Source organism: Variovorax sp. 05N34 (genome assembly GCF_056397405.1).
Window position 1 is genome coordinate 413,210 of sequence record NZ_JBFTNI010000001.1, and the last position, 24,540, is coordinate 437,749.

The 24,540-nt window shown below is 63.6% G+C and carries 19 protein-coding genes; 7 read left to right on the forward strand and 12 right to left on the reverse strand.

What is annotated here, in order from left to right; genetic code table 11:
* Nucleotides 1-23 precede the first annotated feature (23 nt).
* The 11 genes from AC1DMA_RS02055 to AC1DMA_RS02105 all read right to left on the reverse strand — a co-directional run bounded on the left by AC1DMA_RS02055 (nt 24) and on the right by AC1DMA_RS02105 (nt 14,444).
* The gene (locus tag AC1DMA_RS02055; protein WP_478143344.1) at nt 24-419 is read right to left on the reverse strand and encodes a PaaI family thioesterase; all 396 of its coding nucleotides are present in this window, start codon (nt 417-419) and stop codon (nt 24-26) included.
* Between the two features lie 59 nt (nt 420-478).
* Nucleotides 479-1,654: an acetyl-CoA C-acyltransferase gene (locus AC1DMA_RS02060; RefSeq protein ID WP_478123152.1), complete on the reverse strand. Its 1,176-nt coding sequence runs from the start codon at nt 1,652-1,654 to the stop codon at nt 479-481.
* 43 nt (nt 1,655-1,697) lie between these two features.
* The gene (locus AC1DMA_RS02065; protein ID WP_478143079.1) at nt 1,698-3,167 is read right to left on the reverse strand and encodes a M20 family peptidase; all 1,470 of its coding nucleotides are present in this window, start codon (nt 3,165-3,167) and stop codon (nt 1,698-1,700) included.
* Between the two features lie 31 nt (nt 3,168-3,198).
* A complete protein-coding gene (locus AC1DMA_RS02070; RefSeq protein ID WP_478143080.1) occupies nt 3,199-5,304 on the reverse strand; it encodes a 3-hydroxyacyl-CoA dehydrogenase NAD-binding domain-containing protein in 2,106 nt (701 codons plus the stop codon).
* A gap of 304 nt (nt 5,305-5,608) precedes the next feature.
* Complete coding sequence (locus AC1DMA_RS02075) at nt 5,609-6,304, reverse strand: ABC transporter ATP-binding protein (RefSeq protein WP_478126333.1); 696 nt, start codon at nt 6,302-6,304, stop codon at nt 5,609-5,611.
* 1 nt (nt 6,305) lies between these two features.
* A complete protein-coding gene (locus tag AC1DMA_RS02080) occupies nt 6,306-7,076 on the reverse strand; it encodes an ABC transporter ATP-binding protein (protein ID WP_478143081.1) in 771 nt (256 codons plus the stop codon).
* Complete coding sequence (locus AC1DMA_RS02085) at nt 7,073-8,416, reverse strand: branched-chain amino acid ABC transporter permease (RefSeq protein WP_478143082.1); 1,344 nt, start codon at nt 8,414-8,416, stop codon at nt 7,073-7,075. Before AC1DMA_RS02085 ends, AC1DMA_RS02080 begins: the two co-directional genes overlap by 4 nt.
* A gap of 162 nt (nt 8,417-8,578) precedes the next feature.
* Nucleotides 8,579-9,532: a branched-chain amino acid ABC transporter permease gene (locus AC1DMA_RS02090; protein ID WP_478126336.1), complete on the reverse strand. Its 954-nt coding sequence runs from the start codon at nt 9,530-9,532 to the stop codon at nt 8,579-8,581.
* 80 nt (nt 9,533-9,612) lie between these two features.
* Nucleotides 9,613-10,848 (reverse strand): branched-chain amino acid ABC transporter substrate-binding protein, encoded by a 1,236-nt coding sequence (locus AC1DMA_RS02095; RefSeq protein ID WP_478126337.1) that lies wholly within the window; start codon nt 10,846-10,848, stop codon nt 9,613-9,615.
* Nucleotides 10,849-11,013: 165 nt separating this feature from the next.
* Nucleotides 11,014-12,657 (reverse strand): 3-(methylthio)propionyl-CoA ligase, encoded by a 1,644-nt coding sequence (locus AC1DMA_RS02100; RefSeq protein ID WP_478143083.1) that lies wholly within the window; start codon nt 12,655-12,657, stop codon nt 11,014-11,016.
* 146 nt (nt 12,658-12,803) lie between these two features.
* A complete protein-coding gene (locus AC1DMA_RS02105) occupies nt 12,804-14,444 on the reverse strand; it encodes a carboxylesterase/lipase family protein (protein WP_478143084.1) in 1,641 nt (546 codons plus the stop codon).
* 67 nt (nt 14,445-14,511) lie between these two features.
* Here AC1DMA_RS02105 and AC1DMA_RS02110 point away from each other — a divergent pair, with 67 nt between their 5' ends.
* From AC1DMA_RS02110 to AC1DMA_RS02140, 7 genes are all read left to right on the forward strand, one after another.
* Nucleotides 14,512-15,993 (forward strand): protein adenylyltransferase SelO, encoded by a 1,482-nt coding sequence (locus tag AC1DMA_RS02110; RefSeq protein WP_478143085.1) that lies wholly within the window; start codon nt 14,512-14,514, stop codon nt 15,991-15,993.
* On the forward strand, nt 15,990-16,409 hold the full coding sequence (gene msrB / locus AC1DMA_RS02115; RefSeq protein ID WP_478126341.1) for a peptide-methionine (R)-S-oxide reductase MsrB: 420 nt from the start codon (nt 15,990-15,992) through the stop codon (nt 16,407-16,409). The genes AC1DMA_RS02110 and msrB overlap by 4 nt, the downstream gene beginning before the upstream one ends.
* 8 nt (nt 16,410-16,417) lie before the next feature.
* On the forward strand, nt 16,418-16,957 hold the full coding sequence (locus AC1DMA_RS02120) for a septation protein A (RefSeq protein WP_478126342.1): 540 nt from the start codon (nt 16,418-16,420) through the stop codon (nt 16,955-16,957).
* Complete coding sequence (locus tag AC1DMA_RS02125) at nt 16,954-17,217, forward strand: BolA family protein (RefSeq protein ID WP_478126343.1); 264 nt, start codon at nt 16,954-16,956, stop codon at nt 17,215-17,217. Before AC1DMA_RS02120 ends, AC1DMA_RS02125 begins: the two co-directional genes overlap by 4 nt.
* A gap of 78 nt (nt 17,218-17,295) precedes the next feature.
* Nucleotides 17,296-18,081 (forward strand): peptidylprolyl isomerase, encoded by a 786-nt coding sequence (locus AC1DMA_RS02130; protein ID WP_478126344.1) that lies wholly within the window; start codon nt 17,296-17,298, stop codon nt 18,079-18,081.
* Between the two features lie 304 nt (nt 18,082-18,385).
* Complete coding sequence (locus tag AC1DMA_RS02135; RefSeq protein WP_478143086.1) at nt 18,386-18,748, forward strand: hypothetical protein; 363 nt, start codon at nt 18,386-18,388, stop codon at nt 18,746-18,748.
* Between the two features lie 148 nt (nt 18,749-18,896).
* On the forward strand, nt 18,897-20,369 hold the full coding sequence (locus AC1DMA_RS02140; protein ID WP_478143087.1) for a hypothetical protein: 1,473 nt from the start codon (nt 18,897-18,899) through the stop codon (nt 20,367-20,369).
* A gap of 37 nt (nt 20,370-20,406) precedes the next feature.
* Here the strand turns inward: AC1DMA_RS02140 and purL are convergent, their stop codons facing one another.
* Nucleotides 20,407-24,435, reverse strand: coding sequence for a phosphoribosylformylglycinamidine synthase (gene purL / locus AC1DMA_RS02145; protein WP_478143088.1), 4,029 nt, complete (start codon nt 24,433-24,435; stop codon nt 20,407-20,409).
* Between the last annotated feature and the right edge of the window lie 105 nt (nt 24,436-24,540).

Below are 24,540 nucleotides of genomic sequence, written 5' to 3' on the forward strand. Positions count from 1 at the left end.
GATGGGGCTCGACGTCCCCGGAATTACCGCTCGGGCAATCGGGCAATGGTGCCCTGCGCGACGGCGCAGAGCTTTTCTTTGCCGTTGCTGACCGCGAAGACCTCGCAAGTGCAGACGGACTGCGACTTGCCCACGTGCACGGCCTTGGCGCGCGCGATAAGGCGCTCGCCAGTGGCCGGGCGGACGTAGTTGATCTTGTACTCGGCAGTGAGCACAGGCACCTGCATGGCCGTGCCGCCGGCGAAGGTCAGCGCGTTGTCGGCCAGATAGCTGACGACACCGCCGTGCACGAAGCCGTCCTGCTGCAGGACCTTGTCGGTCACCGGCAATTGCATGTCGACCAGACCTGGCGACAGTGCGTGCATCTCCGTGCCGATCAACGCGCTGAATGGCTGTGTCGCCAGCACCTTCCGGCCCATGGCCAGAAACTCTTCGGGCGAGGCCCGTTCGGGCGATGACACAGCCTTCTCCTTCGAAATCAGAGAACCTCGAAGACGCCGGCTGCGCCCATGCCGCCGCCGATGCACATCGTCACGACGACCTTCTTGGCACCGCGACGCTTGCCTTCGATCAGCGCGTGGCCGGTCAGGCGCTGGCCGCTCACACCGTAAGGATGGCCCACGGCGATGGCGCCGCCATCGACATTCAGCCGATCCGCCGGGATGCCGAGCTTGTCGCGGCAGTAGATGACCTGCACGGCGAAGGCTTCGTTGAGTTCCCACAGATCGATGTCGCTGACCTTGAGGCCGAGGCGCTTGAGCACCTTCGGGATCGCGAAGACCGGGCCGATGCCCATCTCGTCGGGCTCGCAACCCGCGACTGCGAATCCGAGGAAACGGCCGAGGGGCTTCAGGCCCTTTTGCTCGGCGTACTTCTCGTCGACGATCACACAAGCGCCGCCGCCATCGGAGAACTGGCTCGCATTGCCAGCGGAAATCACCCCGCCGGGGATGGCTGGACGGATGCCGCTGATGCCTTCCTTGGTCGTTCCAGGGCGGATGCCTTCGTCATTCTCGACGGTGACTTCCTTGGTGCGCAGACCCATCACCGGATCGGCCACGCCGGCCAGCACGGTGATCGGAGCGATCTCGTCCTTGAAGCGGCCGGCTTCGAGCGCAGCGGTCGCCTTCTGCTGGCTGGCGGCGCCGTATTCGTCCATCGCATCACGGCCGATGTTGTAGCGCTTGGCGACCTGCTCGGCCGTCTGCAGCATGTTCCAGTAGATCTCGGGCTTGTGCTTGACGAGCCATGGATCGGCCAGCATGTGCTTGTTCGCTTCATTCTGCACACACGAGATGCTTTCTACCCCGCCCGCCACATAGACCTCGCCTTCGCCCGCGATGATGCGTTGCGCCGCGGTCGCGATGGTTTGCAGGCCCGACGAGCAGAAGCGGTTGATGGTCATGCCCGACGTCGTGATCGGCAGGCCCGCGCGCAGTGCGATCTGGCGAGCGATGTTCGAACCCGTCGCGCCTTCCGGCGTGGCACAGCCCATGATCACGTCATCCACCGTCGCGGGATCGATGCCGGCACGCTGCACCGCGTGTTGCACCGCATGCCCGCCGAGCGTGGCGCCGTGCGTCATGTTGAAGGCACCCTTCCAGCTCTTGGCGAGCGGCGTGCGGGCGGTGGAAACGATGACGGCGCTGGTCATGATGTGGTCCTTTGAAAAAGAGGAATGACGATTACTGGGACGATTACTGGGGCTGTGCCGTGTTTTGCAGCAGCTGGTGATAGAACTGGATCGCTTCGCCATAGTTGGCGATGGCGATGCGCTCGTTGGTGCCGTGGAAGCGCGCGAGGTCTTCGCTCTTCACTCGAAACGGCGAGAAACGATAGACCGAATCGCTCACGAGGCTGAAGTGGCGCGAATCGGTGGCGGCAGTCATCAGGCCCGGTGCGACGATCGCATCGGGGAAGGTCTGCCGCACTGCTTGTTCGATGGAGCGGTAACCGTCGCCGTTGGTCGGCGAGACGGGCGATGGCTCCGAGTTGCCGGGATAACGCTTGACCTGGATCGCGTCATTGCCGAGCGCTTTCTTCAGATGCGCTTCGACACTGTCGATGGTGTCGCCCGGCAGGATGCGGAAGTTCACGGCCGCTTCGGCGCGGCCGGGCAGCACGTTGTCCTTGTTGCCGGCCCGCACGATGGTCAGCGCCGTGGTGGTGCGCAGCATCGCATTGCTGCTCGGGCTTTTTTCGAGCTGGCTTTCGACCAGCGGTCCGGTGAGCCACAGGTTGGACAGCATGACGCGATTGATGCCGCTCATCTCCGGCGCGAGCGTGCCGAACATCTGGCCCGCCACGCCTTTGATGCCGCCGGGCATCGGAGAGGCTTCCAGCTTGGACAAGGCCGTGCTCATCATGCCAATGGCACTGTGCGTTGGAGGCATCGACGAGTGGCCCGGCGCCGTGTCCAGCGAAAGGAAGAAAGTGCCATAGCCCTTTTCGGCAAGACCGATCAGCGCCGCCGGCTTCGACAAGCCGGGCAGCACGCCGTCGAGCACCAGCAAGCCTTCGTCGAGCACCCAGTCGAGCCGCACGCCGCGCGACTTGAGCAGCTCCGCGACGGGGAGCGCGCCGCGCAAGCCGCTGACTTCCTCGTCGTCGCCCATCACCAGATAGATCGTCTGGCGTGGCTTGAAGCCGCTGCCGATCAGCATCTCGATGGCTTCCATCTGCGCGAACAGATTGCCTTTGTTGTCGAGCGCGCCACGGCCCCAGACGAAGCCGTCCTTGATCTCGCCGCTGAACGGGTCGACCGACCACGCCTTCTCGGTGCCGGGTGCGATGGGCACCATGTCCTGGTGCGCCATCAGCGCGACGGGCTTGGCCGCGGGGTCGGAGCCCGTCCATGTATACAGCAGCGCATGCTGGCCCACGACTTCCTTCTTCAGGGTGGCGTGGACTTTGGGGTATTGCTGCTCGAGATAGGCGTGCAGCTTGTCGAATTCAGCCGCGTTGCCGGCCGGATCGTCCAAGCTGGACACTGTGCGGAACTGGATCGCGCTGGAAAGCCGCTTGGCGGCTGCGGGCAAGTCGATCGGCAACGCCGGCGCCGGCGCCACGGCAATCTGCCGCGACGGCGTGCGCCAGGTATTGAACGCTACCGCTGCCACCAGTACGGCGAGCACCAGCACCAACGCAAGGAACACACGTTTCAGCATGGAAGCCATCGAGCAACGGGGGTGGCCTTCATCAGCTGAAGGACTTGCCTTCGGCCACCAGCTTCTGGATCAGCGCCGCAGGCTGCCAGAACTTCGCGTCGTCATGCGGGTTCTTCGCAAAACGCTTCATCGATTCGGCCACGTTGTACAGGCCCACCTGCGATGCGTAGTGCATCGGACCGCCGCGCCAGATCGGGAAGCCATAGCCCGTGAGGTACACCATGTCGATGTCGCCGGACTTCGATGCAATGCCGTCTTCGAGGATGTGCGCGCCTTCGTTGACCAGCGCATACACCAGTCGCTGCACGATTTCCTCGTCCGAGATCTTGCGCGGCGTGATGCCGATTTCCTTGCGGTGGTCCTCGATCATCTTGTTCACGAGGTCCGAAGGGATCGCGTCGCGCTTGCCGGCCTGGTAGTCGTACCACCCTGCCCCGGTCTTCTGGCCGAAGCGGCCCAGTTCGCACAGCTTGTCGGCCGTGCGGCTGTACTTCATGTCGGCGATCTCGGTCGCGCGGCGCTTGCGGATCGCCCAGCCGATGTCGTTGCCCGCGAGGTCGCCCATGCGGAACGGGCCCATCGCGAAGCCGAACTTCTCGATCGCCTTGTCGACCTGCTGCGGGGTCGCGCCCTCGTCCAGCAGGAAGCCCGCCTGGCGCGAGTACTGCTCGATCATGCGGTTGCCGATGAAGCCGTCGCACACGCCGGAGACCACCGCCGTCTTCTTGATCTTCTTGGCCGTGGACATGACCGTCGCGAGCACGTCCTTGGCCGTTGCCTTGCCGCGCACGACTTCGAGCAGCTTCATCACGTTGGCGGGGCTGAAGAAGTGCATGCCGACCACATCCTGCGGACGCTTCGTGAAGGCGGCAATCTTGTCGACGTCCAGCGTGGAGGTGTTCGACGCCAGGATGGCACCGGGCTTGGCGACGCGGTCCAGTTCCTTGAAGACTTTTTCCTTGACGCCCAGTTCTTCGAACACCGCCTCGATGATGAGGTCCGCGTCCTTCAAGTCGTTGTAGTCGAGCGTGGTGCTCAGGAGCGCCATGCGCTGCTCGTACTTGTCCTGCTTGAGCTTGCCCTTCTTGACCTGGGATTCATAGTTCTTCTTGATGGTGGCGATGCCGCGATCGAGCGCCTCCTGCTTCATTTCGAGAATCTTGACGGGGATGCCCGCATTCAGGAAATTCATCGAGATGCCGCCGCCCATGGTGCCCGCGCCGATCACGCCGACGGACTTGATGGCGCGCTGGGGCGTGTCTTCCGGCACGTCCGGAATGCGCGAAGCCGCGCGTTCCGCCATGAACAGGTGGCGAAGCGCCATCGATTCGGGCGTGAACATCAGCGCCGTGAAGATGCGGCGCTCTTCGGCCATGCCATCGTCGAACTTCATCTTCGTCGCGGCTTGGACTGCGTCGACGCACTTCAACGGCGCCGGATAGTTCTTCGACATGCCGCCCACCATGTTGCGAGCGAACGCGAAATAGGCGTCGCCCTGCGGGTGCTTGCATGGCAGGTTGCGCACCAAGGGCAGTGCTTCGCCGGTCTTGCCGGCAACGGATTTCGCGAACTCGACCGCTTCATCGAACAGGGACTCTGCCGATCCGGCGAGCTTGTCGAACAGCTTCTGACCGGGCAGCGAAGCGAGCAATTCGCTCTTGACCGGCTCGCCGCTCACGATCATGTTGAGCGCGGTTTCGACGCCGAGCACGCGCGGCAGGCGCTGCGTGCCGCCGGCACCGGGGATGAGCCCCAGCTTGACTTCGGGCAGCGCAACGCTGGTGCCCGGCGCGGCGACGCGGTAGTGACAGCCGAGCGCGAGCTCGAGACCACCGCCCATGCATACGGAGTGGATCGCGGCGACGATCGGCTTGGTCGACGCTTCGAGCGCGAGGATGACGCTCAGCAGGTTCGGCTCTTGCAGGGCCTTCGGCGTGCCGAATTCCTTGATGTCCGCGCCGCCCGAGAAAGCCTTGCCGGCACCGGTGATGACGATCGACTTGACGGCCGGATCGTCGATCGCCTTGGCGAGACCGTCGGTGATGCCGATGCGTGTCGAGAATCCGAGGCCATTGACCGGGGGGTTGGTCATGGTGATCACGGCGACATCGCCGAGCACTTTGTATTCAGCCGTCATGCTGCGTTCCTTTGGGATGGGAGAGGATCGAAAAAACCGGTCTTCGAAAGCCATGGCACCCTCGGCACCACAACCTTCGCACTTAAAAAGCACGAGTGTTCTTTTTTTGGTGAAATTCTAGGCGTTTCGCATGCGCGGGCAACAGCCCCAAGTCGCTGCGGAGACAAATTGATCGGAGACAGTCCCCTCCAGGACCTCGCCTCCATGCCAGAAATACCGCGGAACCGGCTCTGCCGGGCCGCTGGTATTGCCCCCGGTAGGGGGTAGGCGAAGCGACACGAAGTGCGCGAAGACTGGGGGCGAGCTAGACCTCCAGCCATTCCTTGCGAGTGGCAGCATCTGCGCGGAGCGAATCAGGCGTGCCATCGAAGACGATGCTTCCGTGGCCCATCACCAGCGCGCGGTCCGAAATCTGCATGGCGATGGTCAGTTTCTGTTCGATCAAAAGCACCGACACACCCTTGTCCTTCAGGGTGCGCAGGTACTCCCCCACCAGCTCGACGATTTTCGGCGCGAGGCCTTCGGTCGGCTCGTCGATGATGATCAGGTCCGGATCGCCCATCAGCGTGCGGCAGAGCGTCAACATCTGCTGTTCGCCGCCCGACAGTACGCCTGCTTCGGTGTGCTGGCGCTCCTTCAGCCGCGGGAACATGGTGTACATATCTTCGAACGACCAGCGACTGCCCTTGCCCTTGCCTTTTTGCCCGAGCAGCAGGTTCTGATGCACCGTCAGCTTCGGAAAGATGTCGCGGTTCTCGGGCACATAGCCGATGCCCTGGTGAGCAATCTCATACGCCTTGCGGCGCAGGATGTCCTGCTCTTTCCACTGCAGAGTGCCTTCGGCGTGAACGAGGCCCATGATGGCCTTTGCCGTGGTCGAGCGCCCGGAGCCGTTGCGGCCCAGAAGTGCCACGATCTCTCCGGGGCCAACGTCAAACGAAACACCATGCAACACATGGCTCTTGCCGTAATAGGCGTGGATGTCGTGAAGCTTCAGCATGTCAGTGTCCAGCCCCTTGCGCATCGGCGACCGAGGAGCCCAGGTAAGCTTCCTGAACGCGCGGATTGGCGCGCACGGCGGCCGGTGTGTCGAAGGCGATGACCTCGCCATAGACAACCACCGCGATCTTGTCGGCCAAGCCGAACACCACGCCCATGTCGTGCTCCACCGTCAGCAGCGTCTTGCCGACCGTGACCTGCTTGATCAGCGCGATGAAGTGCGACGTCTCGGTCTTGCTCATGCCGGCAGTCGGCTCGTCGAGCAGGATGACATTGGCGCCGCCTGCAATGGTGACGCCGATCTCCAGCGCGCGTTGCTCCGCATAGGTGAGGTTCACCGCCAGTACGTCGCGCTTCTTGTCCAGGCCGACCTGGTGAATCAACTCCTCCGTGCGTTCGTTCGCATCGTCGAGCCTCGACAGAAAGCGCAGGAAGCTGTAGCGATAGCCCAGGCTCCACAGAACGCCGCAGCGCAGGTTCTCGAAGACGCTGAGCTTCGGAAAGATGTTGGTGATCTGAAAGCTGCGCGACAGCCCGAGCCGGTTGATCTCGAAGGGCTGCTTGCCGTCCACGCGTTGGCCGTTCAGCAGCACCTCGCCGCTGGTGGGCGCAAGCCTCCCGCTGATCAGGTTGAACAGCGTCGACTTGCCCGCCCCGTTGGGGCCGATGATGCCGATGCGGTCGCCGGCCTCGATGGCCAGGTCGACACCGCGGATGATCTCCGTCTTGCCGAAGCTCTTGCGCAGGTCTTTGAGTTCGAGTGCGTGGGTCATGCCGCTTCCCTCCGCTTGATCTCGGCTTCGATTTCTTCTTGCGCATGCCCCCAGGCGCGGACGAACCGGCGCCGCACGATCTCGAACAGACCCAGCCCGACGAAGAACAGCGCCGCGGCGGTCGTCCAGCTCGTGCTCGATGAAGTGTCGAGCGTCAGCCCGGCGAAGGGCAACTCGGGACCCAGCGCTGCGTTGAGTTGCATGTGATAGATCATCTCGACAATGGCAGCGGCACCCGCGACCATGAGCGCGCCCGTGGCGATCAGGCCCGCATAGAGCGCCCAGAAGCGATGGAACTTGCCGAACTTGGCGACCCGCAGGTTCATCATGATCAGGCTGGCCACGCCACCCGGCGCGAACATCACCATGAAAAGGAAGACCAGGCCCAGGTACAGCAGCCAGGCTTTGCTCAGTTCGGAAAGCAGCACCGAGGCGAACACCAGCAGCACCGCGCCGATGATCGGCCCGAAGAAGAAGGTCGCCCCGCCCAGGAAGGTGAAGAGCAGGTAGCCGCCCGAACGGATGCCGCTCAGGCTGTCCGCTGCGTTGACGATCTCGAAGTTGATCGCTGCCAGCCCGCCGCCAATGCCCGCAAAGAAGCCCGCGATGATGAACGCGAAGTAGCGCACGCGCTGCGTGTTGTAGCCGATGAAGGCCACCCGCTCGGGGTTGTCGCGCACTGCGTTGAGAATGCGGCCGAGCGGCGTGCCCGTGAAGGCATACATCAGCCCCGTGCAGATGAAGCAATACACCGCGATGAGGTAATACACCTGCATCTGCGGCCCGAAGGTGAACCCGAGAAACGGCGTGCCATAGACGCGGTTGGTCGTGATGCCACCTTCGCCGCCGAAGAAGCTCGGGAACATCAGCGCCATCGAAGCCACCAGTTCGCCGATCCCGAGGGTGATCATCGCGAAGGTCGTGCCGGCCTTCTTCGTCGTCACGTAGCCGAACAGGATGGCGAAGACCATGCCGCCGAGGCCACCCACGAGCGGGATCAGCACAAGCGGGACCGGAACGCTGCCTTTGGCTGCGAGGTTCATCGTGTGAATGGCAATGAACGACCCCATGCCCACATACACCGCATGACCGAAGCTCAGCATCCCGCCCTGCCCCAGCAGCATGTTGTAGCTCAGGCAGATGATGATGAGATAGCCGATCTGCGAGAGCATCGTGAGCGCGAGGCTGCTCTTGAAGACCAGCGGCGCCACGATCAGCGCGATCGCGAACACCGACCAGATCACCATGCGCGAGACGTTCGATGGCTTGGCGCGCTGATACGGCCGCGCCGCTCTGCTATCGCCGACTGCTTGAATGGGTTGTGTATTCTGCTGATTCATATCAGTGCTCCACCGCGTGAGGCGGGACCCACGACGCGTGAGACTGGCGTAGTCAAGGCCGGGAATACCGCGGAACCGGCTTTGCCGGGCCGCTGGTGTTGCCCCCGGCAGGGGGTTGGCGCAGCGACACAAAGTGCGCGAAGACTGGGGGCGAGCTTCATCCTAGTCTTCCCGCGTGCCGAGCAGACCCTTGGGCCTGAAGATGAGCATGAGCACCAGGAACAGGTAGGGAAGAATCGGCGCAACCTGCGAAATCGTGAGGCGAAGCAACTCGTAGCCTGGCGTCTGGTCCGTCACCGTGAGTCCTAGCATCTGAAGTCCACCCGCGAAGGATTGATCCATCGCGACCGCGAAAGTCTGGATGATGCCGATCAGCAGCGACGCGAGGAACGCACCCGCCAGCGATCCCATGCCGCCCACAACCACGACGACGAAGATGATGGAGCCGACCGACGCGGCCATGGCCGGTTCGGTGACGTAGGTATTGCCGCCGATCACCCCGGCAAGGCCGGCAAGCGCCGCCCCCCCGCCGAAGACCAGCATGAAGACGCGCGGCACGTTGTGTCCGAGCGCCTCGACCATCTCGGGATGCTTGAGTGCCGCCTGGATCACAAGCCCGATGCGCGTGCGCGTCAGCAGCAGCCACACGGACAGCAGCATCAGCATCGCGACGAGCATGATGAAGGAGCGCGACTTCGGAAACTGCGTGCCGAAGAGCGTGAAAAGTGGACCCTGCAACTGGGTCGGCAAGCCATACGGCACGGTGGAGCGACCCCACACCAACTGCACGACTTCGAGGATCAGGTAGGAAAGCCCGAAGGTGACGAGCAGTTCAGGGACATGGCCGAACTTGTGGACGCGGCGCAGGCAGTAGCGCTCGAAGGCTGCGCCAAGCGCGAACACGATCAACGGCGACAGGATCAGCGCCGGCCAGAAGCCGATGACCTGCGAGATGCTGAACGCGAAGTACGCGCCCAGCATGTAGAAACTGGTGTGAGCGAAATTCAGCACGCCCATCATGCTGAAGATCAGGGTCAGGCCAGAGCTCAGCATGAACAACAGCAAGCCGTAGCTGACGCCGTTGAGCAGCGAGATGACGAAGAATTCGACGTTCATCGGTCCTTGGGATCGCTAGGAAAAAAAAGAGGCCCGAGTTTTGAAGTCGGGCCTCGACCGGTCAATGTGCTGTCATCGAATCAGGGGCTGGGCCGCTTCATCTGGCACGTGGTGGGCGTGCTGGCGACATAGGCGTCGTAGTACTTCACAGGTGCGAGCGTGTAGCCGGTGTTCTCAGGGCTGTAGGGATACTTGGCGCTCGCCTTTTCCCAACGTGCAATGTAGAGGCCCTGCTGCATCTGGTGATCGGACTTGCGCAGTTCGACGTCGCCGTTGAAGCTCTTGAAGCGCAGGCCCTCCATGGCCGCGGCGACCTTCACCGGGTCGGTCGACTTGGCCTTCACGAAGGCCTCGGTCAGCGCAGCGAACACGGTGTAAATGTCGCTCGTGTAGAGGTCGTCATTGAACTTCTTCTTGAATTCGTTGGCGTATCTCTGCATGTCGCCGCCCATGTTGTAGTGGGCGTAGCCGACCTGGTAGACCTTGCCATCCGACGCCGCGCCCATGGCGGTGGGCGTGCCGGTCGTCACGGCGTAGTAGGTGTAGAACTTCACGTTCAGGCCGGCGTCATTGGCGGCCTTGATCAGGAGCGCCAGGTCGGAACCCCAGTTGCCGGTGATCACGGTGTCGGCGCCCGACTGTTTGATCTTGGCGATGTACGGTGCAAAGTCGCGCACCTGGGCCAGCGGATGCAGGTCGTCGCCGACGATCTCGATGTCAGGACGCTTGGCCTTGAGGTCTTCCTTGGCGTACTTGGAGACCTGCTGCCCGTGCGAATAGTTCTGGCCGATGATGTAGACCTTCTTGATCTCCGGCTGTTCCTTCATGTAGGTGGTCAACGCTTCCATCTTCATCGACGTGTCGGCGTCGAAGCGGTATTGCCAATAGCTGCACTTGGAGTTGGTCAGCTCGGGGTCGACCGCGGCGTAATTCAGGTAGAGCGCTTCCTTGCCCGGATTGCGCGCGTTGTTCTTCTCGAGCGCATCGATGATCGCCAGCGCCGGGCCGGAGCCGTTGCCCTGGACGATGTAGCGCGCGCCCTGGTCCATTGCCGAGCGCAATGCGCTTGTGGTTTCCTGCGGGCTGAGCTTGTTGTCGATGCCGATGATCTCGAACTTCACGCCTGCGGCGTTCTTCTTGTTGAACTCCTCGGCAAAGAACTGGAAGGTCTTGAGCTGGTTGGTCCCGACCGCTGCCATCAGACCCGAGAGCGGATCGAGCCATGCGATTTTGACGGTTTCACCCTTTTGAGCGAAGGCGCCCGTGGCGCTCGCTACAAGGATGGCGGCAGTTGCAATTTTCAGAGCGAACTTCATTGTGAGTCTCCTGGGTCAAGCTGTCGGAATGCGGCACGAGATTACAAGTGTTTGGAACCTCGCCCGTCAGGGAATGCCCGTAAGGGAACCGCCGGGAAGGCGGTTTCTATCACTCATGCGACACGGTACAAGCCGTTGGTGCTACCGGCCGGTAGAACGGCCTCATCAGACGGTCGGAAGCCGGTAATCGCGCAGTTGCTCGCGCAGGCGCGTCTTCAGGATCTTGCCGGTCGCACCGATCGGAATCGCATCCACGAACACCACGTCATCGGGAATCTGCCACTTGGCTGTCTTGCCCTCGTAGAAGGCCAGCAGTTCGTCGCGCGAAACCTCGCTTCCGGGCTTCTTCACGATGGCGACGATGGGCCGTTCGTCCCACTTGGGATGCGCGACGCCGATGCAGGCCGCCATGGCGACACACGGATGCGCCACGGCGATGTTCTCGATGTCGATCGAACTGATCCATTCGCCGCCGGACTTGATCACGTCCTTGCTGCGGTCGGTGATCTGGAGAAAGCCGTCGGCGTCGATGGTTGCAACGTCGCCGGTCGGGAACCAGCCGCGGCCGTTTTCGTCGGGCATCAGCGGATTGCCGCCTTCGCCCTTGAAATATTCCTTGACCACCCACGGCCCCTTGACCAGCAGGTCGCCATAAGCCTTGCCGTCCCAGGGCAGTTCCTTGCCGTCCCCGTCGATGATCTTCATGTCCACACCGAAGATCGCCCGGCCCTGCTTCATGCGGATGGCGGTCTGCTGCTCGGGCGACATGTCGAGGTGCTTGTTCTTCAACGTGCAGAGCGTGCCCAGCGGCGACATCTCGGTCATGCCCCAGGCGTGCAGCACTTCCACGCCGTATTGCTGCTGGAACGCGTTGATCATCGCCGGCGGGCATGCGGAACCGCCGATGACCGTGCGCTTGAGCGTGGAGAACCTGAACCCGTTGGCCTGCAGGTGCCCCAGCAGCATCTGCCAGACCGTCGGCACGCCGGCGGCGACATTCACCTTCTCGGCTTCGATCAAGTCGTAAACCGACTTGCCGTCCAAGGCCGGTCCGGGGAAGACCACCTTGGCGCCGACCAGAGCGGCCGAATACGGAATGCCCCAGGCGTTGACGTGGAACATCGGCACCACGGGCAAGATCGAGTCGCGCGCCGAAAACATCATCACGTCGGGCAAGGCCGCGGCGTATGCATGCAGCAGAGTCGAGCGATGACTGTAGAGCGCCGCCTTCGGGTTGCCCGTCGTGCCGCTCGTGTAGCACATGCTCGACGCGGAGTTTTCATCGAAGCTCGGCCACGCGTAGTCGGTGGAGCGCTGGCTCATCCACGCCTCGTAGCTGACGAGATTGGGGATGCCGGTGTCCGCTGGCAGCTTGTCCGCATCGCAGAGCGCGATCCATTTGCGCACGGTCGTGCACTTGGCGTGCACCGCCTGGATGAGCGGAAGGAAGCTCGTGTCGAAGCACAGGATCTGGTCTTCGGCATGGTTGGCAATCCACGCGATCTGATCGGGGTGCAGCCGCGGATTGATCGTGTGCAGCACGCGACCGGAGCCGCTCACGCCGTAATACAGCTCCAGATGGCGATACCCGTTCCAGGCGAGGGTTGCCACGCGGTCGCTGAACAGCAACTGCTCATCGTCGAGCGCATTGGCGACCTGGCGGGAGCGGGACGCGATCTCTCTCCAGGTGGAGCGATGGATGTCGCCCTCCACCCGTCGCGAAACGATTTCCGCGTCGCCGTGATGGCGCTCTGCGAACTCGATCAGCGACGAGATCAGCAATGGTTGGTCCTGCATCAAACCCAGCATCTAGTGGCTCCTTGTTGAATGGGCTTCTTGAAAACGGGGCGCCGAAGCGGCGATCCCTTACCGCCCGAGGTTCGCCGATGTTGTGCACCGCACACAATGACACAAACCCGCAGTTGCGGGCTTCTGATCACCCCTGCGGGGCAGGTTTATTGCGCCTGTTGCGCGTGGATTCGGGCGGCGTCTGGACTGGCATCGAAGACGATCTTCGAGGGCCAGGGCGCCCAGTGGGCACCGAGCTCCGGCGTGTTCGGATCGCCAGTGCGGAGGAAGGCGGCGATGCTCGCGATCATCGCGTCCGACAACGCCAGGCGGCCGGCGCGGTTGGCAACGCTGTTCGTCACATTGGAAAACAGCGACGGTCCGAAATTTCCGAAGACGAAGGCAAGATCCAAAACGTGCGCCGCACCGTAGACGGCGTCCCACGGCGCCGGCTCCTGCGCCCAATCGAACTGGTAGTGCCAGATGTTCGCCTGCTGCGTTTTCAGGGTGTCGAGCAGGTTGTCCCGGCTGCGCATCATGAAGCTTTGCGTGATCCTGCCGGTCATCGCGTCGTAGCCGGTATCCGGCTTTTCCACCGGCAGGTAGGACGGATCGATGAGGTCGGCCGCGGTCAGGCTGCCCGGCGCATCCGGATCGAAGTTCTGCATCATCGTGAAGCGCGTGGCGTCGTCGATTTTCAGTCCGGGCTTGCCGCCGAACAGCGTCAGGAACTGCGAGAACAGCTTTCCCTCGTCGCGCGTGACGCCGACGACCATGGGCATCCTGGCGTAGCGCCCGGCCGCGAGCGCTGCAATCGGGTCGGTCGGCAAGAGCGCGCCATCCGGAATCGGCCCGGAGCCCGTCAGGCCCTTGGCAAGGACGGTGTTCAGGATCGCTTTTCCGTCCAGCGATCGCATGAACGCGGCGATTTGCTCATTCGTCTGGCTGGCGGCCAACGCCCCGGCGGCATCCAGGTCGGCCGCCTTGCCGTCAGCTACCAGAAGATTCAGCAGCAGCGCGTGGCCTTGGGCGAGGTAGGCCGACGCAGGCATCAGCGTCGGCAGGCTGCCTTGCGGCAGGTTGCTGGGGAGCGAAATCCCGCCGCTCAGTGGCATCGCCTTGTGAATGAGCCCGGCCGACAGGGGCGAAGCGATCAGCGCCAGCAGATTGATGGCCCCAGCGGACTGCCCCATGGCCGTGACATTGCCGGGATCGCCCCCGAAAACGGCGATGTTCTGCTGGATGTAGCGCAGCACCGCCAAGTTGTCGAGGAGCGCGAAATTGCCGGAGTCGTCGCCTTCCGATCCGCCGACGCGCAACTGCGGCATGTTCAGGAAACCGAAGATACCGAGCCGGTAGTTCGCCGTGACGACCACGGCGTTCGCCTTGCGTGCCAGGTTCGCGCCGTCATAGAGCGGGTCCGCGCTGTAGCCAGAGATGTTGCTGCCGCCATGGATGAACAGCATCACCGGCAACTTTTCTTCGATGCCAGCGGGGCGCCAGATGTTGAGCGTCAGGCAATCCTCGCCGCCGACAGGTGTGTTCAGCGTGCTGGCGATGGTCGCGTCGCACGTGTTGTTGGCGCCCGGCCCGTAGATGCGGCCGATCTGCAGGCTGGCATGGCCGAATTCGCGGGCCTGGCGGATCCCGGTCCACGGTGCCGGCTCGATGGGAGCGCGCCAGCGCAGATCGCCAACGGGCGGCTGGGCGAAGGGAATGCCCTTCCAGAAGTAGGTACCGCTTCCGACGGTGTCGTCGACGCCTTCGAGCTTGCCTTGCGCCGTAGCGCGCACCATGAGTCCGTCCATGGGCGCGACGGTAGCACCATTCCCCTTGGAGTTTGGGGGGCTGGGTCCGGTGCGGGACAATCCGCGCATGAGCATGCTTGCAGACGAAGCCGAAGTCATTGACCTCGGCCTGCGCTGGGTCCCCGGCTTTTCACGCCTGGGTTCCCAATTCTTCACCGAACTCCGCCCTCGCCCGCTTCCGGAGCCCTACTGGGTCGGCCGCAGCCTGGCCGCCGCGCGCGCACTCGGACTCGACCCCGCGTGGCTCGAATCCGACGAAGGGCTGGCGGCTTTCACCGGAAACGCGCCAATCGCCGGTACTCGGCCGATCGCCACGGTCTACAGCGGGCACCAGTTCGGCGTCTGGGCGGGCCAGCTCGGCGACGGCCGGGCGATCCTGCTCGGCGAAACCACGAGCGGCCTCGAAGTCCAGCTCAAGGGCAGCGGACTCACGCCCTACTCCCGCATGGGCGACGGCCGGGCGGTGCTGCGCTCCAGCATCCGCGAATTCCTCTGCAGCGAGGCGATGCACGCGCTGGGCATCCCGACGACCCGCGCCTTGTGCGTGACCGGTTCCGACGCGCGCGTACGCCGCGAAGAACTCGAAACCGCGGCCGTCGTCACCCGCGTGGCGCCGAGCTTCGTTCGCTTCGGACACTTCGAGCACTTTGCGGCCAACCAGCGCGACGAAGAACTTCGCGCCCTGGCCGACTTCGTCATCGATCGCTACTACCCCGCTTGCCGCACGACCGACCGCTTCAACGGCAATGCCTACGCGGCCTTGCTCGAAGCAGTCAGCGAGCGCACGGCCGCCCTGCTGGCGCAGTGGCAGGCGGTCGGCTTTTGCCATGGTGTGATGAACACCGACAACATGAGCATCCTGGGGCTCACCATCGACTACGGGCCGTTCCAGTTTCTCGACGGCTTCGACCCCGGCCACATCTGCAACCACAGCGACACCGCGGGCCGCTACGCGTACAACCAGCAGCCCAACGTCGCTTACTGGAACCTTTTCTGCCTCGCCCAGGCGCTGCTGCCGCTGATCGGCGAGCAGGACGTGGCGGTTGCGGCGCTGGAGTCGTACAAGACCGTCTTCCCGAGCGAATTCGAGTCCCGCATGCGCGCCAAGCTGGGTTTGAGGGAATCAGCCGAGTCCGATCGCGCGCTCATCGAAGGCGTGCTCAAACTGCTCGCACAGGAAAAGGTCGACTACACGATCTTCTGGCGCCGACTTTCCGGGCTTGTGGCAGGCGACAATCCCGATGTCGTCCGCGATCTCTTCATCGACCGCGCCGGCATTGACGGCTGGCTGTCCTCATATTCGGAACGCCGTGCGGGCATTCCGGCAGCACAGTCGGCCGACCTCATGATCAAGACCAATCCCAAGTTCGTGCTGCGCAACCACTTGGGCCAGCAAGCCATCGAAGCCGCGCAGCAAAAGGACTATTCGGGCGTTGCCACCTTGCTCGGGCTGCTCGAAACCCCATTTGAAGAGCATGCCGGCCACGATGCCTTTGCCGGTTTTCCGCCCGACTGGGCTTCCACGATTGAAATCAGCTGCTCATCATGACCACACCCATCCAGAAGACCGACGCCGAATGGAAAGCCCTGCTCGCGGAGAAAGGCGCTGAACCCGCCGCTTTCGAAGTCACTCGCCATGCCGCGACGGAGCGCCCTTTCACCGGCAAGTACGAAGCGCACTGGGACGACGGCACCTACCATTGCGTCTGCTGCGGAGCCAAGCTGTTCGAATCGGCCACCAAGTTCGATGCGGGCTGCGGCTGGCCCAGTTTTTCGCAAGAGGCAGTGCCTGGGGCGATCCGCAACATCGTCGACCGCTCGCACGGCATGGTCCGCACTGAAAACGTGTGCGCCAATTGCGGTGCGCACCTCGGCCACGTGTTTCCGGACGGCCCAACCGAAACCGGCCTGCGCTACTGCATGAACTCGGCCTCGCTGGATTTCCAGAAGCGCGAGACCGACTGACCCACACCATGAAACTGATCCTCGACTTCTTCCCGATCCTGCTGTTCTTCGGCGCGTTCAAGCTATACGACATCTATACCGCCACAGGCGTCCTCATGGCCGGCACGGTCATCCAGATGGCGATCATCTGGTTCACCGAGCGCAAGCTGCAGCCCATGCAGAAGGCGACGCTGGTGCTGATCCTGCTTTTCGGAACGCTGACATTGGTATTGCACGACGACCGGTTCATCAAGTGGAAGCCGACCGTGCTCTACGGCGCGATGGCTTTGGCGCTCGGCGTGGCGCTGTGGGTCTTCAAGAAGAACTTCCTCAAGATGTTGCTGGGTGCGCAACTCGAATTGCCCGGCAACATCTGGGGTCGCCTGAACGTCGCCTGGATCGCCTACTGCGTCTTCATGGCGGTGCTCAACGGCTATGTGGCGGCGTATTTCAGCACCGAGGCCTGGGTCAACTTCAAGCTTTGGGGCTATGCGTTTCCCATCGTCTTCCTGATCGCGCAGGGCTTGTATATCTCGCCCCATCTCAAATCCGACGAGCCGGCCGCATGACCCTTCCCACGCCTGCCGATCTCGAAGCGCGGCTGCGCGACGCTTTGGCGCCAACGCATCTCGAAGTGATCGACGAAAGCGCTGCGCACGCCGGTCATGCGGGTGCCAACGCCGAGGGCTACGGCACGCATTTCCGGGTTCGCATCGCCTCGCCGATGTTCGCCGGCAAGCCGCGCGTGGCGCGCCATCGGCTTGTGTATGATGCGCTGCAACTTTTCATCGCACAGGGTCTTCACGCGATTGCCATCGAAACGCTTTGATGCGTTCTTGATCACACCCGCCGCCCCGTGCGGCCAAAGATTCCCCCCTTTTTTATCCCAGCGTTTTTCGCTCCCCCTATGAAGAAACACATCTTGCAGGCCCTCGCGGCCGCCGTGCTCGTTGGCGCGGTTCCTCTCGCGGCGCTCGCGCAGAACGCAGCCATCGTCAACGGCAAGCCCGTGCCGAAGGCGCGCATGGACGTGCTGGCACAGCAACTGGCCGCGGCAGGCCGCCCGGTCACGCCGGAGATGCAAGGGCAACTGCGCGAAGAAGTGGTGACCCGGGAAGTCTTCATGCAGGAAGCGCAGAAGCAAGGTCTCGACGCGACGGATGACTACAAGAATCAACTCGAACTCGCGCGCCAGGCCATCCTGATCCGCCAATTGTTCGAAAACTATCGCAAGTCCAATGTCGTTTCGGATGCCGACGCGAAAGCCGAATACGACAAGTTTGCCGCCGCCAACAGCGGCAAGGAATACAAGGCTCGTCACATCCTCGTCGAGACCGAAGACCAAGCCAAGAAGATCCTCGCCGACCTGAAGAAGGGTGCCAAGTTCGAGGACATCGCCAAGAAGCAAAGCAAGGACCCGGGTTCGGGCGCCAATGGCGGCGACCTGGATTGGGCTTCGCCGTCGAGCTTCGTGCCCGAATTCTCCGAAGCGATGATCAAGCTCAACAAGGGCGAGACCACGGCTGCACCGGTGAAGACGCAGTTCGGTTATCACATCATCCGCGTGGACGATGTTCGCCAGGCGCAGTTGCCGAAGTTCGATGAAGTGAAGCCGCAGATCGTGCAGCAGCTGCAGCAGCAGCGATTGCAGAAGTATCAGGAAGAACTGCGGGCCAAGGCCAAAGTTGAGTGATTGACTCGCCCCCAGGCTTCGCGCACTTCGTGTCGCTTCGCCTACCCCCTGCCGGGGGCAACACCAGTGGCCCGGCGGAGCCGGTTCCGCGGTGTTTCTGGAATTTAAAAAGCGGCCCTTGGGCCGCTTTTTTGTTGGATACGATCCTTGGCTCTCCTTCCAAGGAACACCCCTGAGGCTGCCATTGAGGCGCATCCATGCGTATTGAACCGATCGTCCGCTTCCGGGAATGAACCGTTCCGGTCGGCAAGCGCCGTCCGAATCAAAATCGGCTGCGGAGCGCGCCGAGCGAACGAGGCATGGCATGACCCCAGGAGCATATATCGGAGCGGTTCTTGTTGTGCTTGCCACTATGACGCCTGCCCATGCCCGCACCGAAGTCATGGGCGGTGGCCCGTCCCACCGTGGCGTGTCACACCGACCGGTCGAGAGCACCGAGTCGCCCGACGATGACTCGAATATCGCGAAGACCGAGGCCACGGTGAGCCCCGGAGGGGCAATCTACAACCCCCTCGCCGACGCATCCAAATCCAACAACCCGCATGAAGCCACTGCGAAGCCATCCTCGGATGCCGACAACGCAGGCGTGAGTCTTGTGGTTGTCGCGGCGCTCGCGGGTGTCGCCGTGTTCGCGTACATCCTGCGTCGCGCCATGCGCGCCCATTGAGGGTCCTGTCGCCACCGCCCGTGCCAGGCGAACGCCGTGCGGGCTTTTGCCGACATGGGTATTGAACCGATCGTCCGTCTTCGCGAATGAACCGTTCCGGTCGGCAAGCGCCGTCCGAGTCCATGTCCCGATCTGCTTGGAGGCAACCATGAATATCCGACCGTTGTTGACCGCCCATCAGCTTCGCCTCAGTCGCGTTGCCGGCGCCTGCCTTGCCGCCGCGTGCGGCATCGGCCTGTGGAGCGTCGAGGCTTGCGCAGCGCCGAACCAGCCGCCGCCGCCTTGCCATCCAAACCCGCATGCCAGGGCCGACGGCGAGGCCGTCGAGCAACGCGGCGACGTGCGGCATCTACCGGATCCATTGAGGGAGCGCCTGGAGGCGTTGGCCGAGCGTCCGCATTCTGCACTGCCGACCCAGGCCTACGCCGAAGCCGATCAGGCGAGCCAGCTGTTCCAGTACTACCTGCTCGACACCACAGGCTTCGAGCCGAATCCGTTCACCAGTCGGTTCCCAGGCGTCAACGACCAGGTGCAGTTGACCGCCACCGGATTCGACTGCGGTCTGTCCACGATCGGAGCGGTGAGGCTCGTTGTGGAACCCAAACCGGGGCTGCCGACCGACCCGACCGACGTTCGTGCGTTCATCGACATCTTCACCGACCTCTCGGGCTTGTTCGTCATCAACAACGAAAGCGGCTGGTACGAAGGCTGGATGATTCACGATCTCCGCGTCGCGCCGGTGGCAGCACCGGCGTCCGGCAGGCCGGCGTTCGGCACGATCACCGCGGAGGACGCTGCCGCGCTGAAAGCAATGGGCGGTGGGCACAATGTGCCGGGCCAATTCTTCACGATGGACGGGCGCGACGTGCATTTCCCAAGCGCCAATGACCAGTTCCCGAGCCGGCAGACCAACGTCGTGCCGATCCAATTGAGCATGGGGGCGTACAACTGCCTGCAGCAAAGCGACTGCCATTCGTACTGGGAATTCAACTACACGACGAACTGGACCCATCCGACCTATGAGCTGCCATTCACCGGCGGCTTGCCGGGCAGCTTCGAGGCCGGCCAGGTCGGCGCACTGTCCTCACTCGTGCCGGGGTCGGGCCCCGCCGGCATGAAGAACAACCCTTTGACCTATGGCGACAACCCGAACACCCTCGGCACGCTGATGGGCAGCGGACCGCGCGACCCTGACAGGTTCGACGGGGAAGCCGACGCACAGCGCGAGTACCGGATGCGATTCATCCCGAGCGGCTTGGCGCACGAGATCTACCTCGATGTCTACGAGCGGGTCAGGTCCTTCGAGCCGGGTACGCCGTTCCCGCAGCGCTTGTTCGACGCGTACGCGATCGAAGTGAAGCGCGTCGACACCAATGGCGACGGCGTGATTTCGGCCGTTGAAGGCGACGTCGACACGGCCTCCGATGGCTTCGCGGACAACACACGGCTGTTCCTTCCGCCAACCTCTTTCGACCGCTTCGCGGTCACGCGTGAGATCAACGACGGGATGCTGGCACCGCGCTTTGCCCCGAGCCAGAGAGGCTGGGTGCTGAGCGGAAGCCAAAAGTCCGTGCGCCCTGCGGTGCCCGCATCCGAAGGCCGCGATGGTGACGATCGTTGATGTCGCCCTGGCTCCGACAGCCTGGGGGTTCGCTTGGTTAGCCTATCCACTTTCGCGCGTTGCGCCAGATTCGCATCCAGGGGCTGAACTCGCTTTTGTCGCCGGAGGTCCAGCTCATCTGGATGTTGCGGAACACTCGTTCGGGGTGGGGCATCAGGGCCGTGAAGCGGCCGTCGGCGGTGGTTACTGACGTGAGGCCGCCTGCGCTGCCGTTGGGGTTGAACGGGTAGCGCTCTGTGGGCTGACCATGGTTGTCGACGAAGCGCATGGCGGCGATGGCTTTGGCTGGGTTGCCGCGGTGCTTGAAGTTGGCGTAGCCCTCGCCGTGCGCGACCGCGATTGGCAGACGGCTTCCGGCCATGCCGGCGAAGAAGAGGCTGGGTGAATCGAGAACCTCGACCATCGACAGGCGCGCTTCGAAACGCTCGCTCTGGTTGGTGGTGAAGCGTGGCCAGTCCTCGGCGCCGGGGATGATCTCGGCGAGTTCGGCGAACATCTGGCAGCCGTTGCAGACGCCCAGCCCGAAAGTGTCGGTGCGGCCGAAGAAGCCTTTGAACTGCTCGGCAAGCTTCGGATTGAAGGTGATGCTGCGCGCCCAGCCGATGCCGGCACCCAGCGTGTCGCCGTAGCTGAACCCGCCACAGGCGACGACCCCCTTGAAGTCCGCGAGGTCTGCCCTGCCCGTCTGAAGATCGGTCATGTGGACGTCGAAAGCCTCGAAGCCCGCTTCGGTAAAGGCATAGGCCATTTCGACGTGCGAATTGACGCCCTGCTCTCGAAGAATGGCGACCTTCGGCTTTGCGAGATTCAGGAAAGGCGCGGCGACGTTTTCGGCAACGCCGTCCGCAAGCCGCACGTGCGCGCCCGGGTCCTGCGGGTCGCCGGCTGCGGCGTGTTCGGCATCGGCGCAGTCGGGGTTGTCGCGCTCGCGGCAAATCTTCCAGCTGACGGAATCCCACACCTGGTGCAGATCGCTCAGGTTTGCGCTGAAGACGGACTTGGCGTCGCGCCAGACTTCGACCTTGCCCTTGCCGGCGTCCATGGTGGACGCAGCGGGCCGGGTCTTGCCGACGAAATGGCTGTGGGTGCTCAGCCCGTGGGCGCGCAGGGTCTGCATGACTTGGTTGCGATCCGCCGTGCGCACTTGCAGCAGCATGCCGAGCTCTTCGTTGAAAAGCGCCTTGAGCGTGAGTTCCTCGCGGCGCGCGCTGACTTGTCCGGCCCAGTTCTTGGCGTCGCCGTATTCGGCGCGGCTGTCGCTGATGCCGTCGCCTTCGGTGACCAGCAGGTCGACATTCAGCGCCACGCCGACGTGCCCAGCGAAGGCCATTTCGCAGGCGGCGGCGAACAGGCCGCCGTCGCTGCGGTCGTGCATGGCGAGGATCTTGCCTTCCGCGCGCAGTGCGTTGACGGCAGCGACCAGTTTGACGAGGTCTTGCGGATCATCCAGATCGGGCACCGTATCGCCGCTCTGTTCGAGCGTCTGCGCAAGGATGCTTCCGGCCATGCGGTGCTTGCCATGGCCGAGGTCGATGAGGACCAGCGTGCTGTCGGCCTCTTGCGCATCAAGCTGCGGTGTGAGCGTGCCGCGCACATCCGTCAGCGTTGCGAAGGCGCTCACGATCAGGCTCACGGGCGAAGTCACCTTTTTCTGGGTGCCGCCGTCCAGCCACTGGGTTCGCATCGACAGCGAATCCTTGCCGACCGGAATCGAAATGCCGAGCGCCGGACACAGTTCCATCCCGACGGCCTTGACGGTCTCGTAGAGCGCGGCATCCTCGCCGGGCTCGCCGCAGGCGGCCATCCAGTTGGCGGACAACTTCACGCGCGACAACTCGATCGGCGCGGCAAGCAGGTTCGTGATGGCTTCACCCACCGCCATGCGGCCGGATGCGGGAGCGTCGATAGCAGCCAGCGGCGTACGCTCGCCCATGCTCATCGCCTCGCCGGCAAATCCCTTGTAGTCGGCCAGCGTGACGGCGCAATCGGCCACCGGCACCTGCCAGGGGCCGACCATCTGGTCGCGGTGGGTCAATCCGCCGACGGTGCGGTCACCGATCGTGATGAGGAAGCGCTTGGACGCGACGGTGGGATGCGACAGTACGTCGATCGCCGCCTTCTGCAGATCGACGCCGGTCAGGTCGAGCGGCTTGAAGCGGCGTTCGACAGTCTTGACATCGCGCAGCATCTTGGGCGGCTTGCCGAGCAGGACATCCATCGGCATGTCGACCGGCTGCGCCTCGGCGCTTTCGTCGCCCACCAGAAGCTGGCGCTCTTCGGTCGCGACGCCCACCACGGCAAACGGGCAGCGCTCGCGCTCGCAGAAAGCGCGAAACTGATCGAGCGACTCAGGCGCAATCGCCAGCACGTAGCGCTCCTGGCTCTCGTTGCACCAGATTTCCTTGGGCGCCATGCCGGATTCTTCGAGCGGCACGGCGCGCAGGTCGAAGCGCGCACCGCGCCCCGCGTCGTTGGTCAGTTCCGGAAAGGCGTTGCTCAGGCCGCCAGCGCCCACGTCATGGATCGCCAGGATCGGATTCGCATCGCCCTGCTGCCAGCAGTGGTTGATGACCTCCTGCGCGCGGCGTTCGATTTCGGGGTTGCCGCGCTGCACCGAATCGAAGTCCAGTTCGGCTGCATTGGCGCCCGTCGCCATCGAGCTCGCGGCACTGCCGCCCATGCCGATGCGCATGCCGGGTCCGCCAAGCTGGATCAGCAGCGCGCCGGCCGGGAACTGGATCTTCTTTGTCTGGTCGGCGTCGATGCTGCCCAGCCCGCCGGCGATCATGATGGGCTTGTGATAGCCGCGCTGCACCGTACCACCATCGCTCTCGACAGCCTGTTCGTATTCGCGGAAATAGCCGAGCAGGTTCGGCCGGCCGAATTCGTTGTTGAAAGCGGCCCCGCCCAGCGGACCTTCGGTCATGATCTGCAGCGGGCTCGCAATGTGATCCGGCTTGCCGTAGCTGCCGTCCTTGGGCCAGAGCTTCGACACTGTGAAGCCGGTCAGGCCCGCTTTCGGCTTGGAGCCGCGGCCCGTCGCACCTTCATCGCGGATTTCGCCGCCGGCACCGGTCGAGGCGCCCGGAAAAGGCGAAATCGCGGTCGGATGGTTGTGCGTCTCGACCTTCATGAGCACGTGGCTCAGCGCGTCCTGCTTGGCGTAGGCGCCGGTGTCGGACGCTGCAACGAAGCGCTCGATGCGTGTGCCTTCCATGATCGACGCGTTGTCGGAATAGGCGACGACGGTGTGCTGCGGGTTCTGCCGCTCGGTGTGGCGAATCATCGAGAACAGGCTCTGTGGCTGCGGCTGGCCGTCGATGATGAAGTCGGCGTTGAAGATCTTGTGGCGGCAGTGCTCGCTGTTGGCCTGCGCGAACATCATCAGTTCGACGTCGCTCGGGTTGCGGCCCAGGCGGGTGAAGGCGTCGACGAGGTAGTCGATCTCGTCCTCGGCAAGGGCAAGGCCGAAGGTCTTGTTGGCTTGCACCAGCGCGGCGCGGCCGCCGCCCTGCACGTCAACCTGTGCCATCGGCTGGGCCGGCAACTCCGCAAAAAGACCGGCGGCCTGGTCGAGCTGGGCCAGCACCGATTCCGTCATGCGGTCGTGCAGCAGATCGGCGACAGCGGCGAGCTTGTCGCCTTCGAGAGTGGCCGCCTTGCCCAGCGCCTTGTCGAGCAGCGGTACTTTCAGTGTCAGGTGATATTCGGTGACGCGCTCGACGCGGCGCAGTGCAAGGCCGCAGTTGTGCGCGATGTCCGTCGCCTTGGACGCCCACGGTGACACAGTGCCGAGGCGGGGTGTCACGATCACTTTCGGGCCCGACCTGCCGGGCGCGAAGAAGGGTTCGCCGTAGCCCAGCAGCGCTGCAAAGCGCTCCTTCGCCGAAACGTCCAGCGCGGAATCGGTGACGACGAGATGGACGAAACGGGCGCTGAGCCCCTCGATTCGGGAGTCGACCGCCTGAAGCTTCGGCAGCAGTTGCTGCGCCCGGAATTCGCTGAGTGCGCTGCCGCCCTCGAAGAAAGTCACCACAGGTGCAACGGAATGAAGGGGCGGTTTCACGGGCAACGTCACGTTCGGATCGGCCGGTCGGCCGCGTTGGGAATGAAGAAAATGAGGCGGCAACCGCTGACTGGGGCCATCCGCGCTAACCCTGAATTTTAGCGG

Coding starts and splice junctions, on each gene's coding strand:
- AC1DMA_RS02055 (WP_478143344.1), bottom strand. CDS start 419: ATGGGCCGGAAGGTGCTGGCGACACAGCCATTCAGCGCGTTGATCGGC.
- AC1DMA_RS02060 (WP_478123152.1), bottom strand. CDS start 1,654: ATGACCAGCGCCGTCATCGTTTCCACCGCCCGCACGCCGCTCGCCAAG.
- AC1DMA_RS02065 (WP_478143079.1), bottom strand. CDS start 3,167: ATGCTGAAACGTGTGTTCCTTGCGTTGGTGCTGGTGCTCGCCGTACTG.
- AC1DMA_RS02070 (WP_478143080.1), bottom strand. CDS start 5,304: ATGACGGCTGAATACAAAGTGCTCGGCGATGTCGCCGTGATCACCATG.
- AC1DMA_RS02075 (WP_478126333.1), bottom strand. CDS start 6,304: ATGCTGAAGCTTCACGACATCCACGCCTATTACGGCAAGAGCCATGTG.
- AC1DMA_RS02080 (WP_478143081.1), bottom strand. CDS start 7,076: ATGACCCACGCACTCGAACTCAAAGACCTGCGCAAGAGCTTCGGCAAG.
- AC1DMA_RS02085 (WP_478143082.1), bottom strand. CDS start 8,416: ATGAATCAGCAGAATACACAACCCATTCAAGCAGTCGGCGATAGCAGA.
- AC1DMA_RS02090 (WP_478126336.1), bottom strand. CDS start 9,532: ATGAACGTCGAATTCTTCGTCATCTCGCTGCTCAACGGCGTCAGCTAC.
- AC1DMA_RS02095 (WP_478126337.1), bottom strand. CDS start 10,848: ATGAAGTTCGCTCTGAAAATTGCAACTGCCGCCATCCTTGTAGCGAGC.
- AC1DMA_RS02100 (WP_478143083.1), bottom strand. CDS start 12,657: ATGCTGGGTTTGATGCAGGACCAACCATTGCTGATCTCGTCGCTGATC.
- AC1DMA_RS02105 (WP_478143084.1), bottom strand. CDS start 14,444: ATGGACGGACTCATGGTGCGCGCTACGGCGCAAGGCAAGCTCGAAGGC.
- AC1DMA_RS02110 (WP_478143085.1), top strand. CDS start 14,512: ATGAGCATGCTTGCAGACGAAGCCGAAGTCATTGACCTCGGCCTGCGC.
- msrB (WP_478126341.1), top strand. CDS start 15,990: ATGACCACACCCATCCAGAAGACCGACGCCGAATGGAAAGCCCTGCTC.
- AC1DMA_RS02120 (WP_478126342.1), top strand. CDS start 16,418: ATGAAACTGATCCTCGACTTCTTCCCGATCCTGCTGTTCTTCGGCGCG.
- AC1DMA_RS02125 (WP_478126343.1), top strand. CDS start 16,954: ATGACCCTTCCCACGCCTGCCGATCTCGAAGCGCGGCTGCGCGACGCT.
- AC1DMA_RS02130 (WP_478126344.1), top strand. CDS start 17,296: ATGAAGAAACACATCTTGCAGGCCCTCGCGGCCGCCGTGCTCGTTGGC.
- AC1DMA_RS02135 (WP_478143086.1), top strand. CDS start 18,386: ATGACCCCAGGAGCATATATCGGAGCGGTTCTTGTTGTGCTTGCCACT.
- AC1DMA_RS02140 (WP_478143087.1), top strand. CDS start 18,897: ATGAATATCCGACCGTTGTTGACCGCCCATCAGCTTCGCCTCAGTCGC.